Annotated in this window: 11 protein-coding genes and 1 pseudogene; 3 read left to right on the forward strand and 9 right to left on the reverse strand. The window is 61.5% G+C overall.

Annotated features, from left to right (window positions below):
* Positions 1 to 144: 144 nt before the first annotated feature.
* Positions 145 to 279: pseudogene (locus tag H4I97_RS24610) on the reverse strand (putative inorganic carbon transporter subunit DabA); the annotation flags it as partial.
* 168 nt (positions 280 to 447) lie between these two features.
* A complete protein-coding gene (locus H4I97_RS19045; protein WP_182308432.1) occupies positions 448 to 2,007 on the reverse strand; it encodes a winged helix-turn-helix domain-containing protein in 1,560 nt (519 codons plus the stop codon).
* 108 nt (positions 2,008 to 2,115) lie between these two features.
* Here H4I97_RS19045 and H4I97_RS19050 point away from each other — a divergent pair, with 108 nt between their 5' ends.
* Entirely contained in the window at positions 2,116 to 2,577 is a 462-nt protein-coding gene (locus tag H4I97_RS19050) for a cupin domain-containing protein (RefSeq protein WP_182308433.1), read from the forward strand.
* Positions 2,578 to 2,784: 207 nt separating this feature from the next.
* Here H4I97_RS19050 and H4I97_RS19055 read toward each other — a convergent pair whose 3' ends face one another.
* Positions 2,785 to 3,390: a hypothetical protein gene (locus H4I97_RS19055; RefSeq protein WP_182308434.1), complete on the reverse strand. Its 606-nt coding sequence runs from the start codon at positions 3,388 to 3,390 to the stop codon at positions 2,785 to 2,787.
* Between the two features lie 322 nt (positions 3,391 to 3,712).
* Between H4I97_RS19055 and H4I97_RS19060 the strand changes: the two genes are divergently transcribed.
* On the forward strand, positions 3,713 to 5,053 hold the full coding sequence (locus H4I97_RS19060) for a sensor histidine kinase (RefSeq protein WP_182308989.1): 1,341 nt from the start codon (positions 3,713 to 3,715) through the stop codon (positions 5,051 to 5,053).
* Positions 5,054 to 5,055: 2 nt separating this feature from the next.
* Entirely contained in the window at positions 5,056 to 5,694 is a 639-nt protein-coding gene (locus H4I97_RS19065) for a response regulator (protein WP_182308435.1), read from the forward strand.
* A 4-nt stretch (positions 5,695 to 5,698) separates the two neighbouring features.
* On the opposite strand, the gene H4I97_RS19070 is transcribed toward H4I97_RS19065, so the two are convergent.
* From H4I97_RS19070 to H4I97_RS19095, 6 genes are all read right to left on the reverse strand, one after another.
* Positions 5,699 to 6,187: a hypothetical protein gene (locus tag H4I97_RS19070; RefSeq protein WP_182308436.1), complete on the reverse strand. Its 489-nt coding sequence runs from the start codon at positions 6,185 to 6,187 to the stop codon at positions 5,699 to 5,701.
* A 328-nt stretch (positions 6,188 to 6,515) separates the two neighbouring features.
* Positions 6,516 to 6,818 carry a cupredoxin domain-containing protein gene (locus tag H4I97_RS19075; RefSeq protein ID WP_182308437.1) on the reverse strand — a complete coding sequence of 101 codons (303 nt, stop codon included), beginning with the start codon at positions 6,816 to 6,818 and terminating at the stop codon, positions 6,516 to 6,518.
* A gap of 256 nt (positions 6,819 to 7,074) precedes the next feature.
* A complete protein-coding gene (gene melA / locus H4I97_RS19080; RefSeq protein ID WP_182308438.1) occupies positions 7,075 to 8,448 on the reverse strand; it encodes an alpha-glucosidase/alpha-galactosidase in 1,374 nt (457 codons plus the stop codon).
* A 23-nt stretch (positions 8,449 to 8,471) separates the two neighbouring features.
* Positions 8,472 to 10,145, reverse strand: a complete 1,674-nt coding sequence (locus tag H4I97_RS19085; protein ID WP_182308439.1) for an ABC transporter ATP-binding protein — start codon at positions 10,143 to 10,145, stop codon at positions 8,472 to 8,474.
* Between the two features lie 7 nt (positions 10,146 to 10,152).
* On the reverse strand, positions 10,153 to 11,286 hold the full coding sequence (locus H4I97_RS19090; RefSeq protein WP_182308440.1) for an ABC transporter permease: 1,134 nt from the start codon (positions 11,284 to 11,286) through the stop codon (positions 10,153 to 10,155).
* 1 nt (position 11,287) lies between these two features.
* The gene (locus H4I97_RS19095; protein WP_182308441.1) at positions 11,288 to 12,295 is read right to left on the reverse strand and encodes an ABC transporter permease; all 1,008 of its coding nucleotides are present in this window, start codon (positions 12,293 to 12,295) and stop codon (positions 11,288 to 11,290) included.
* Positions 12,296 to 12,315: the final 20 nt, after the last annotated feature.

Genomic DNA, 12,315 nt, shown 5'->3' on the forward strand with positions numbered 1-12,315 from the left:
TGCTGATCCGAGGAAGCACCGTCGGGCCGCCGCCTGCTCCGCGGCATCACGATGGCCCTTGAGCGATGCCGAGCTGTCGTCCATTCCGAGCAATTGGACCGGAAGAAGCATTTCACCCGATGCGCAGGGTTCATCGGGCCAATTGCCGCCATTGCCTTTGAGCACGCCAAAGCCGCCGATCACGTTGTGCAACAGCTTATTGCCGACCCCGAATAACTGCGGCGCGACCGAGGAGCCGAAACAAAGCACGCTGATCCGGCCCGCAACCACGACGGCGGCTCGACTCCGGCGTTATACTGTTTTTGAAAAACAACATAACGCCGAGCGGGCAAGGAATAAGACGCTGGTAGACACATCGGAACGCGAGGGTTCGAACCGACGACACGTGGACCGGTGCCGAGTATTCTTGCCTTCCGTGCAGCTGCGGCCGCATTGCAGGCCGCGACGCTATTCCGGCAATCCGGCGTCGCGCAGGGCGTCGCCGAGTGTTGATGCGAGCTCCTGCGCACAGTTTACGCCAGCAAACTGCCGACCGAAGCGAAAAGACGGCTGAAGCTCAAGCACCCGCGCGGCCGCCGCCCTTGCTTCATCCAACCGGCCAAGTCTGGCCAGCGCGGCGGCCAGCTGCACATAAGTAATGCTGTGTGCGGGATTGGCTTGGACGGACTTGTAGGCCGCGCGACAGCTATCCTCATAGCGGCCGCGCAGGAAATGACTCATCGCCTGCGCGTCAAACGCAGCGAAAGCCCAGGGGTCGAACGGACTCAGCCGCATACCGCGTTCGCTCCATTCGATCGCCCGTTCGGCGTCTCCGCCCCATCCCAGAATGACGCTGCCAAGGATGTAGGTCAGCGCTGACGATGGGCTGATAGCGAGCGCGGCTTCCAGTGCAGTGAAAGCCGCCGCGCGGTCATGCGCGTCCATGCCCATGGAGAAGCCCGCAAGTGTCAATGCGGCCGCATCGTCCTTTCCATGAAGGATCGCTAAACGGGCATGACGGATCGAAGCGGCACGGTTGGCTTCCCGTAAGCCGGCGCGAAGAAACAAACAGTGATGACACATGGCGGCATTGCCGTGCGCCAGCGCGTACGCAGGCTCGACAGCAATGGCGCGCTCAAGAAGCGTCAGCGCTCTTGTGACTTGTTCCGGCATCCCTGAATCAACGTCGGGCTGTGCCTGGAGCGCCAGATCGTAGGCACCAAGGCTCTCAGGTCGTTTCCGCCTGACGCGTTCGATCTCTGCGTTTCGCATGCTCGGCGCGATCGCACCCACCGCTGAGAGCGCGATCTCGTCCTGTATCGCAAAAATATCTCCGAAGCTGCGGTCGTAGCGCTGGGCCCATACATGGGCTCCGGTCGACGCATCGATCATCTGCCCGATCACCCGCAACTTGCCGCCAGACCTGCGCACACTACCTTCCAGAACATAACGCACGCCAAGCTCGCGGCCGACCTGTTTCACGTCAACGGTGCGCCCCTTGTAGGCGAAACTAGAATTGCGCGCGATGACGAAAAGCCACTTTATGCGTGCAAGGCCGGTGATGATGTCGTCGACCATTCCATCGGCGAAATACTCCTGCTCCGGATCGCCGCTCAGGTTCGAGAACGGCAGAACCGCAATGGAGGGCTTATCCGGCAGTGCCAGTGCCGATGCGCCTTGGTCGGTGGCTGACGTGTCCGGAACATTTGCTACAATGGCTGGTCCGACATATCGATAACCATGCCGCGGGATCGTCTCGATCCACGTTGAGGCATCCTCTTTCGCCAGCACCCTGCGCAAGGCCGCGATCTGCACCGTCAAGTTGTTATCCGCGACTGCCAGTCCGCCCCAAGCCGCCTCGACCAGCGCGTCTTTCGATACGGGTGTCATGGCGTTTTCGAGCAGCCGACCCATCAGCGCGACCGCGCGACGCCCAAGCATGGTAGGTTCGTCCCCTCGATACAAGATACCCGCAATTGGATCGAGGCGGAACGGACCAAACTTGTAGATGTCGCTCCCACTGGTCATTCGACACTTTTAGCAGATTTTTAGGAACGATTTCACGACTTTCCCACGTCGAGCACCGATCTTGAAAAGGTCCTTGCACAAGCGAGCACCTGGCCGATGGAGGAACAAATGAGCGTCAAAGCCATCATCCGCATGCCCGAAGAAAAGAGCGGGGTCATACTGCGTGGTCATCCCATGCACTTCCTCGTCACCGGCGAAGATACCAAGTATACGAGCATGTTCGACTGGACGATTCCTGCGGGGTTCGCCACGGGGCTGCATGTTCACCGAGTGCAAGAGGAAACCTTCTACTTGCTCGAGGGCGAATGTGAGTGGCATGTCGGCGGTAAGGTGGTCCGCGCGACGCGGGGAACTTATCTGTTCATCCCGCCGGGCGTGCCTCACAACATTACCAATGTGAGCGACAAACCTGCCCGTGTGTTGATGACAGTCTCACCGCCCGGCCATGAGCACTACTTCGAAGAACTCGCGAAACTTGCCGCACAGGGCGCGCCGGAGCCAGAAGCGCTCGCCGATCTGCGAGACCGCTACGACACCGATCAGCTCTCAGCCTTAACCACGCGCACGTAGGCTTGAGTGTAAGCGCCAGGCCGAGGCCTGATTCCAGTAAAGCTTTCGAACATGTTGGACATTGACTGTCCGTGTTGCGGCGACGCGCACTTCGTTCGTCTCGGCCTGCGCGTCAAGGGCAGCGTCATCGGCCCAACACTCGTCCCCCCTCCCGCCGCTCGCGCGAAGGGCTGCGGCAACCGCAAGCGCGCGGTTGCCGCATTTGCGTCACTCAGTTGTTTCCAGTTCATCTTCGTCGGTAGGGAGCGTGTCGCGGATCTGATCGATCTTTCCGACTTCAGGACCGACGCCGAGGATGGATTTCGCCTCATCCAGCATCGCATCGGTGACAACCCCGTCCTTGGTAAAGCCGGCAAGCGCTTCGCGCAGTGCCTCGTCACTCAGCTCGGGATCGGTCGGGATTGCGTCGACCCCATAGGTCGCCTCGAACTCGGCATAGGCCATTGCATAGGCAGCTACCGCCGTCATGCGCGGGTCGCTCGAATTCAGGTAGGCGTGATAGTTGCGATTGAGCGAGCGCAAGCCGGGCGTTTTCGCCACGTCTTTGGTGACGGACACCTTGGAGGTGCGCTGTCCCTTCTGCATGGATTTGCCGCGTTCGCCCGAGTGTCCGGACGAGGATTTTCCGCTTCCGCCGCCATGATCCCCGCCATGTCCCCCGCCATTGCCACCACCATTGCCGCCGCCGTTACCGCCACCGTTGCCGCCTTTCGCAAAGGCAGTGGTCGCAAACCCCGTCATGCCGGCAGCCGCAGGGGCCACTGCCAGACCGAGTGCAAGAACACTCCGAACGATCGTGTTGTTGATAGCCATTGGGTATCTCCTCGAATTGATCACATAGTTCGGTTCCTCGTGAGGAGGCACGAACTACTCCGAAGAGACTAATCCCCGCCGCGCCCGCATGGTATCGGCCCCCGTCCAATACCACCCCGGCTCGGACCTAAGTCCGGGGCTCTCCCCGATCAAAGGTCCGGAAGCGCCGGGAGGAGGGGCGGAAAAGAGGGAGAGGTCTTGCCAGTCGCAGCCAGCTCCCCTAACCTCAAACAATCATCTTTCCGCATGTTTCGGCACTCGACTCGAGCACCCGGTGCGCATCAGCAATCTTCTCTCTCGTTGGAATTCCCAATCGCTTGCCATGCAGTTCCTCAGCATCGGCGGCGCCGTTTCGGTATGCGCCATGGTCCTGATCGGAGCTTTCGTTTCGGACCGGATTGAGGATACCGTCACCAGCAATGCGGCGGCAACGACGGCACTCTACGTCGACAGCGTAATTGCACCGCTTCTTCCGGACATGCAGCGCAATGAAGTCCTCGACGAGACCACGACACGCGCACTCGATGAAACGCTCGGGCAAGGCGCCCTCGGCAACCGCCTTCTTCTGTTCCGCCTCTGGCGATCGGATGGAACGGTCCTCTATGCAAACGATGCGGCCATTACCGGAACCAGGCACGTCCTCAGCGATATGCTGAAGACGGCCTTTTCCGGCCAGATGGTCGCGCAGTTCGCACCCGCAGGCGAGGAAACCAGCCAGAGTGGGCCGACGCTGCCTGTTCTGAAGATCTACAACCCGGTCCTGCAGCCGTGGTCCGGAGAGGTCGTGGCCGTCTCCGAATTCCACGAAGCCGCCGACGAGTTCCAGCAGAGTCTTTTCCGGACCCGGTTGCACACGTGGTTCGCCGTTGCAGCCTTTACCCTCGTCTTCTTCGTTCTCTTGTCGGCAATCGTGCTGCGCGGAAGCAGGACGATCGAACGCCAGCGTCATGATTTGAAGGAACGCGTCGAAGATCTCTCCCGTTCGCTGTTGCAGAACCAAGCCCTGCGGGACCGCGTGCAGCGCGCCACACAACGCGCAACGACGCTCAACGAAGGATATCTTCGCCGCATCGGGGCGGATCTGCACGATGGCCCGGCCCAGCTTCTTGCCTATGCTGCCCTCCGCCTCGACGGTGAGGCCCTGCGAAGGTCGACCGGATCGGACGAGCCGAGCAGGAAAGAAATCGTCGCGATCAAGGCCAGTCTCGATGAGGCCATGCAGGAAATCCGGACGATTTGCGGCGGCCTCGTGCTGCCCCAGATTGAAGGAGCAAGTCTCCCCGACATTCTGCGCGAAGCCATCCGGGCCCATCGGATCCGAACCGGAACATCGGTGGATTTGTCGGTTTCGATACCGCCCGAACGCCTTTCGGCTGCCGCCAAGATCTGCATCTACCGTTTCGTGCAGGAGGGGCTCAACAACGCCTACCGCCATGCCGGCGGCATCGGGCAGGCTGTCTCCCAGCGTATCGACGGCGGACTCCTCATCGTCGAAGTTGCCGACCGCGGCCCCGGTTTCGATCTGGATCAGGTCCGGCCGACCAGTCTCGGGCTTGCGGGCTTGCGCGAACGGGTCGAAAGTCTCGGGGGAACATTCGAAATCACCTCGTCTAAGGCCGGCACCGTCCTGCGCTTGACGACGAGCATTGAGGAAACGAAGTAGCCATGGACACCAGGATTCGCGTCGCGGTCGTGGACGATCATCCACTCTTCCGGGAGGGGGTGACACGAAGCCTTTCGGAGATCGACGGGTTCGAGATCATTGCTGAAGGCAGTTCCGGCGCGGATGCGGTCCGCATCGCCGAGAACTTGCAGCCCGACGTTCTGTTGATGGACATATCCATGCCGGACGGCGGCCTTGACGCAATCCCCGCTATTCTGGACGTCGCGCCCGCGCAAAGGATCGTCATGCTCACCGTCTCGGAGACGAGCGAAGACGTCACCACGGCGCTTGCCCGCGGCGCGGTCGGCTATGTCCTGAAGGGCGTGGGCGCTCTCACCCTTGCCGAGGCTATCCGCACGGTCGCAGCGGGAGACGGCTATGTCGCACCGACATTGTCAGCGCGGCTGATTTCCGCCCGCTCCGAGATGCCCAGCAAGTCCGCGCTCATCGCAAGCCTCACACCCCGTGAAATGGAAGTCCTTGAATTGGTCGCCGTCGGCATGAGCAACAAGCATGTGGCTATCGAACTCGATCTTCAGGAAAAGACCGTGAAACACCATATGACCCAGATCCTGACCAAGCTCGGTGTCACCAACCGCACTGAAGCAGCAATGGCGCTGCGCGACGCGCGCCAAACCTGACCGACTATTGCAGGAGCGCTTCGATCCGACGTCTATCCGAGGTGGTTGCCAGCCGGTTCACGATCGTTCGGCCTCGTGCATCCTTCATGATATATCGCCCGTTCACGACCACTTCCATTATGCCTCGCTTGTGACGAAACCCGATGGCGGGAAGTGAAGGATCGACCTCGTCTGCCTCTTGCGCCTGTCCCGTTGCCTCCTCGGAGCGACCGCCTCCCCCTGAAGATCGGGATTCACTTCCGTGTCCATTGCCTCCGCCGTTTCCACCTCCGTTTCCTCCACCATTGCCACCACCGTTACCGCCGCCATTTCCGCCCCCGTTCTTGGCGCTCGCCTCGGCTGGCGTCAAACCGATGCCGGAGGACGAAAAATCAAGGGTAATGGGGGCAGTAACGGCAACATAAACGACTGCCAGTCGGAGCCAGGCAACAGCGGGCATTCGACGGATGATCAGGCGGGTATCTTTCAACGGGAGGTGTTCAGGCTTCGACATCCGTCCGGTCCTGGCTTCTCGAGACTTGGCTGTCATTTTTACACGAGTGACCATTCCCTGTCTTCCCGAATGCCGGTCGTAGGACGTTTCCTCACCGTCGTCCGGACGTTGGTCCGGCCATCCTCGGACCTAGGTCCAGTCGCAACTGACAGCGGGCCTCCACCCTCCCTTGGCAAATGCTTCCTCTTCGACGCGGCCTGGCTGTTTGTCCGGCAGCAAGGCAATCACCATTCGACCATCCGTGCCGGGCGCCTCCACACTGTCCCGCAAGGCCGGTTCGATTGAACCCGCCGGTGCAAGAGCTGAAACCGGTCGACCCGTCAGACCGCTATTTCACGGTGATCGTGCCTTTCATCGACGGGTGAATCATGCACCTGAAATCATGCTTTCCGACCGTGGTGATCTTCACGGTCGCGGTCTTGCCCGTCGCAAGCCTTCCGGTGTCGAAGGAGCGGTCCAGCGCCGTGGCTGTATGGCGGACGGAATCTGCATTGGTAAAGGTGACGGTGTCCCCAACCGCAACTTGCAGCCTCGCCGGACTGAATCTCATCCCCTTGATTTCAACGGAATGACCGGCAGCATAGGCCGGCAGTGCAAGGACAAGCATCGCAATCGTAAGAGCGATACGCATTTGAGTGTTCCTCCTCGTCCAGGGAGGTTGCGATATCCCGCCGCCCGGTTCATTCCTCGACAAGATGTCTTTGGCGACAGCACAGGGCTATCCCTTGGTACAGAGCAGAATACCATTCAATCGTCCTCTCCGGTAGGATCGCGATCACACGATTAGCGAACGCTGTGCTGAAGCCTCATCTCGTCCTTTGCTTCCGGAGAGTTCGAGCGGCCAACGAAATGGGCCGCTCATACATTGTCACCGACTACGCGCCTCGTCAGCTCGCCTTCGCCTGCCGCACCGGAGACTGTGTCCAGCCGGGCAACCAATCCCGGTGCGCGAGCAGGAGATCGTCGACGAGCGACCAGATCTGGTCGAGGTCGAGTTCGGCCGCGGTGTGCGGGTCCATCATCGCGGCATGGAAGATGTGCTCGCGGTTTTCCGTCATCAGTGCTGCGACCGTCAGCTCCTGGACGTTGATGTTGGTGCGCATCAGGGCCGCCAGCTGCGGCGGCAGTGCGCCGACGGACGTCGGCTGGATGCCGCTGCGGTCGACGAGACACGGCACCTCCACCGCGCAATTATCCGGCAGCGAGGAAATGCAACCATTGTTGCGCAGATTGCCGTAGATGACCGAAGGTTCGCCAGTCCAGACCGAATGGATGATCGAGGAGGCATATTCCTTCGACGGGGTGACCTCGATCGTCTCCGCCGAGCGGTAGGCTTCCGCCTGCCCCTTCCAACGCTCGATCTGCTCGACGCAACGTTTCGGATACTCGTCGAGCGGAATGCCGAACCTCTCGATCAGGTCCTCACGGCCCTCCTTGATGAAATAGGGCGTATACTCCGCAAAATGCTCGGAGCTCTCCGTTACGAAATAACCGAGCCGCGTCAGCATCTCGTACCGCACCTTGTTCGGGCAGCGCGGGTTCCAGCCGGGCTTGGGCGCCCGCCCCTCGCGGTAGGCGCGCACGAGTTCCGGATAGAGATTGCGGTAGCTGCCGTCCGCCTGCCGATGCTCGAACTCCAGGAAGAACGCCATGTGGTTGATGCCGGCCGAGCGGTAGCGGATCTCCTCGTAGGAAATGTCCAGATCGTGAGCGAGCTCCATCGCCGTACCCTGGACCGAATGGCAAAGCCCCACCTGGCGGATCGTCGGGTATTTCTCGGCGATCGCCCAGGTGTTGATCGCCATCGGGTTTACATACTGCAGCATGATCGCGTCGGGGCAGACGGCAAGCATGTCCTCGCAAATCATCCAGAGATGCGGCACGGTCCGCAGGCCCCGCATGATCCCGCCGACGCCCAGCGTATCGGCGATCGTCTGGCGCAGCCCGTATTTCTTCGGCACTTCGAAATCGGTAACGGTGCACGGCTCGTAGCCGCCGATCTGGAAGGCGACGACGACGAAATCGGCACCGGCGAGCGCCTTGCGCTGGTCGCTGTAGGTCTCAGCCCTGGCCTTCACGCCGAGCGTGGCGATCAGCTTGTTGACGACGAGCGCACTCTCTTCGAGACGTTGCGGATCGATATCCATCAGCGCGATCGTCGCGCCGGCGAGCGCCGGGCGCTGCAGTACGTCGCCGATGATGTTCTTCATGAACACCGTCGAGCCCGCACCGATGAATGTGATCCTGGGATGTCCTGCCATGTCTTACCTCCGGCAATGGGAAATCATGCGATTTCAAAGGCCGCCCTGACGAGCCGCCGTGTGTATTCTGTCTTCGGGCTTGAGAGCACATCCTCTACCGGCCCCTCCTCCACGATGCGACCGTGCTGCATGACGATGACGCGGTGACAGAGTGCGCGCACCACCTTGAGATCATGCGAGATGAAGAGATAGCTGAGACCCCTTTCCGCCTGGAGCTTTCGCAGGAGCTCGATAATCTGCGCCTGCACCGAGAGATCGAGCGCCGACGTCGGTTCATCGAGCAGGATGAACTCGGGTTCAAGCGCCACGGCGCGGGCGATCGCGATGCGCTGGCGCTGCCCACCGGAGAACTCGTGCGGGAAACGCGACAGAATATCCGTCGGCATGCCGGCAGCATCGAGTGCGTCCTTGACCCGGTCGAGCCGTTCACCTCGCGTTTGCCCGAGCCCGTTGACGATCAGCCCTTCCTCGATGATCTGCCCGATCGTCATGCGCGGGTTGAGGGAGGCGAACGGGTCCTGAAAGACGACCTGCATGCGCGACCTCAGCGGGCGCATCTCCTTGCGCGAGCGCCCGTCGATGCGCTCCCCGTCGAAACGGATCTCACCGGCACTCGGCTCATTCAGCCTCAGGAGCGACTGCCCGAAGGTCGTCTTGCCGGAACCGGATTCACCAACGATGCCGAGTGTCTCGTGCCGGCGAAGCATCAGGCCGAGACTGTCGACGGCAACCAATTCCCTGAGGTCCGGCCTGAAGAGGCCGCCATGGCGCATCGTGAAGCTGACCCGAACATCAAGCGCCGTCAGCAGCGGCTCGGCGTTCGCCGGAAGCGGCATGGCAGCCCCTTGCGGTTCGGAGGCGAGCAGTCGCCGCGTATAGGGATGGCGGGGCGCCTCGAACAGGCGCTTCGTGGTGTTGTGCTCGCGCATCTCGCCATGCTGCATCACATAAACATAGTCGGAGAACTTGCGGACGATGGTCAGATCGTGCGTGATCAGCACCACAGCCATGCCGCGCTCTTGCTGGAGCGTGCGGATGAGGTTCAGGATCTGTGCCTGAACGGTGACGTCGAGCGCCGTCGTCGGCTCGTCGGCGATCAGCACATCCGGATCGTTCGCAAGAGCCATGGCAATCATGACCCTCTGCCGCTGCCCGCCCGAAAGCTGGTGGGGGTACTGCCTCAGCCGCGCTTCCGGTTCAGGGATCTGTACCTGCTTCAGAAGTTCGAGCGCCCGGGCTTCCGCTTGTCTGCGGCTCACCTTCGCATGCACACGGATCGCCTCGACGATCTGGCTGCCGACAGTGTGGAGCGGATTAAGGGAGCTCATCGGCTCCTGGAAGATCATCGATATCCGGTCGCCACGCAGCGCCCGGCGGGCGCGTGGCGAGAACGTCAGGATATTGGTGCCGTTGAAGGCGACCTTTGCGGCCGGAGACACCACGGCACGCTTCGAAAGCAGGCCCATCACGGTGCGGGCGGTGACCGATTTACCGGAACCGGATTCGCCGACGATCGCGATGGTCTCTCCGCGGTAGAGCTGGAAGGAGATGTCCTTTACCGCCTCGACCGACCCGTGCTCGACCCGGAAGGTCACGCCAATATTGCGCGCATCGATGATCGGGGCGTCGGACCGCTCGACGCTGTCGAAGCGCATCGCCGGGGCATGATTTTCGATTGCCGCAAGTGCCATGACCATTCTCCCTTCAGTACGGATCGACGGCATCGCGCAGCCCGTCACCGAGCGCGTTGAAGGCAAAGACCGTCACGAGCACGAAACCGACCGGTGCCAGGATCCACGGATAGGAGCCGATGACCGAATAGGTCGCGGTGTCCTGTAGCATCAGCCCCCAGGAAACGAGCGGTGGCTTGACGGCAAAGCCAAGAAAGCCAAGGAAGGACTCCAAGAGCACCACACTCGGGATATTGAGCGTGACGGCTACGATCACATGGCTCATCACGTTCGGGAGAATATGCTGAAAGATAATCCGGCGATCCGTCGCGCCGATCGCTATGGCCGCGCGCACATAGTCGATGCGGGCAAGCGCCAGCGTCTTGCCGCGAACCTCCCGCGACATCTGGGCCCAGCCGAGCGCCGACATCACCACGACAACGAAGGTGAGAAAGACATGGGTCGGCGCCGTGACCGGGATGAGGGAGGTAAGTGCAAGGTAGAGCGGCAATTGCGGGAAGGCGAGCACAATCTCGACGAAGCGCTGGATCCAGGCATCCGCGACCCCGCCAAAATAGCCGGACGCCAGCCCCACAGTTGTGCCGACGACGGTGACGATCAGCACCACGCTGAGCGCAATGGCGAGTGAAACACGAGAGCCGTGGATCGCTCTCGAGAGCACGTCACGGCCGAACTTGTCGGTCCCAAGGAGATGCACCGGCTCACCATCGGTCGAACCGAAGAAGTGCCGGTCCGTCGGCACGAGGCCGAGAAGCCGGTACTCGCTTCCCCGGACGAAAAAACCGAGATAGCGCGGTTTGTCGTAATCCGGTCCGACGATCGGCTGGAAGGTGACCGGATCCAGTTCCTCGGTCTCCGCGTTCGCGTAGACCCGCGGGAAGATGCTGAGCCGCCCGTCCTTGTCCCGGAAACTGATGGTCTGGGGCGGCGAGAAGCTCGCATCCGTCGCCATCGGGCTCATCGGCGAGAAGAATTCGGCAAACAGCGCCGTGATCATCAGTAGCACAACCAGCACCAGGCCGATCATACCGGTCAGCGAGCGCCTGAAGCGGCGCCAGACCAGGGCCGAGTAGCTCTCATTGCCACTCGTTCGTGCAACCGTTTCCGCGGCGACCGGATCGGGCCGGATTTCCTCGAGTGCCGCCATCTCACGCCCTCCCCGTTTCGCGCACGCGGGGGTCGAGCAGTGCCAGCAGCATGTCGGCGATAATGTTGCCGACGATCAAGGTCGCGGCCAGCACCATCATGAACGTCGCAGTGACGTAGACATCCCCCACCGCCATTGAGCCGACGATTGCCGGCCCCACCGTCGGCAGCGAGAAGATGATCGCCGTCTCGATCTCACCCGTCAGCATGTAGGGCAGAACGACGCCCTGGTACATGACCAGCGGATGGAGCGCATTCGGAACGGCATGCCGCAGGATGACGGCGCCTTCCGAAAGTCCCTTGGCACGCGCCGTCTCGATATACTGCGCATTCAACGTGTCGAGGAGATTGCCGCGCATGACACGCATATTGTATGCGAGCCCGCCAAACACGGCGATCGCGACCACCGGCCAGACATGGCTGACGAGATCAGCGAACTTTGCCCAGGACCAGCGTGTGCCGCCATATTGGGGAGAAAAGAAGCTTCCGATCTCCGAGACGTCATAGTGGAAGACCATCAGGTAGACGAGCACCAGAGCCATCAGGAAGCGCGGGATCGTCATGCCGAGAAAGGACACCGTCGACAGCAGATTGTCGACCCAGGAATACTGTCGCGTCGCAGCCCAGATCCCGAAACCGATGCCGAAGAGCGAGGCAAGGATATGGCAGACGAGAGCCAACGCCAGCGTTCGCGGCAGTCGTTCGCCGACGACCTCGGCGACGGGCTTGTTGTAATAGAAACTGTAGCCGAAATCGCCGCGCGTCACGATGCCCGAAACCCAGTTGAGGTATTGGACGACCATCGGCTTGTCGAGGCCGTGTTCCACCCGGTAGGCCTGGGCCTGCGCCTCCGCCTGCTCGAAGGATGCGCCCCCCTGGTTCATCAGCTGCGAGCGGATGTAGTCGGCATAATCGCCGGGCGGGGCTTGGATGATCGCAAAGGTCACGACGCTCAGGATCAGGAGCACCGGCACGGCCGAACCGATCCGTGTCAGAAGAAATCTCACCATTGCCACTCTCTCCGTTGCGA

The sequence above is a fragment of the Ciceribacter thiooxidans genome (assembly GCF_014126615.1).
GTDB classification, from domain to species: Bacteria; Pseudomonadota; Alphaproteobacteria; order Rhizobiales; family Rhizobiaceae; genus Allorhizobium; species Allorhizobium thiooxidans.

Coding starts and splice junctions, on each gene's coding strand:
- melA (WP_182308438.1), bottom strand. CDS start 8,448: ATGGCAGGACATCCCAGGATCACATTCATCGGTGCGGGCTCGACGGTG.
- H4I97_RS19095 (WP_182308441.1), bottom strand. CDS start 12,295: ATGGTGAGATTTCTTCTGACACGGATCGGTTCGGCCGTGCCGGTGCTC.
- H4I97_RS19060 (WP_182308989.1), top strand. CDS start 3,713: ATGCAGTTCCTCAGCATCGGCGGCGCCGTTTCGGTATGCGCCATGGTC.
- H4I97_RS19075 (WP_182308437.1), bottom strand. CDS start 6,818: ATGCGTATCGCTCTTACGATTGCGATGCTTGTCCTTGCACTGCCGGCC.
- H4I97_RS19085 (WP_182308439.1), bottom strand. CDS start 10,145: ATGGTCATGGCACTTGCGGCAATCGAAAATCATGCCCCGGCGATGCGC.
- H4I97_RS19055 (WP_182308434.1), bottom strand. CDS start 3,390: ATGGCTATCAACAACACGATCGTTCGGAGTGTTCTTGCACTCGGTCTG.
- H4I97_RS19090 (WP_182308440.1), bottom strand. CDS start 11,286: ATGGCGGCACTCGAGGAAATCCGGCCCGATCCGGTCGCCGCGGAAACG.
- H4I97_RS19065 (WP_182308435.1), top strand. CDS start 5,056: ATGGACACCAGGATTCGCGTCGCGGTCGTGGACGATCATCCACTCTTC.
- H4I97_RS19050 (WP_182308433.1), top strand. CDS start 2,116: ATGAGCGTCAAAGCCATCATCCGCATGCCCGAAGAAAAGAGCGGGGTC.
- H4I97_RS19070 (WP_182308436.1), bottom strand. CDS start 6,187: ATGTCGAAGCCTGAACACCTCCCGTTGAAAGATACCCGCCTGATCATC.
- H4I97_RS19045 (WP_182308432.1), bottom strand. CDS start 2,007: ATGACCAGTGGGAGCGACATCTACAAGTTTGGTCCGTTCCGCCTCGAT.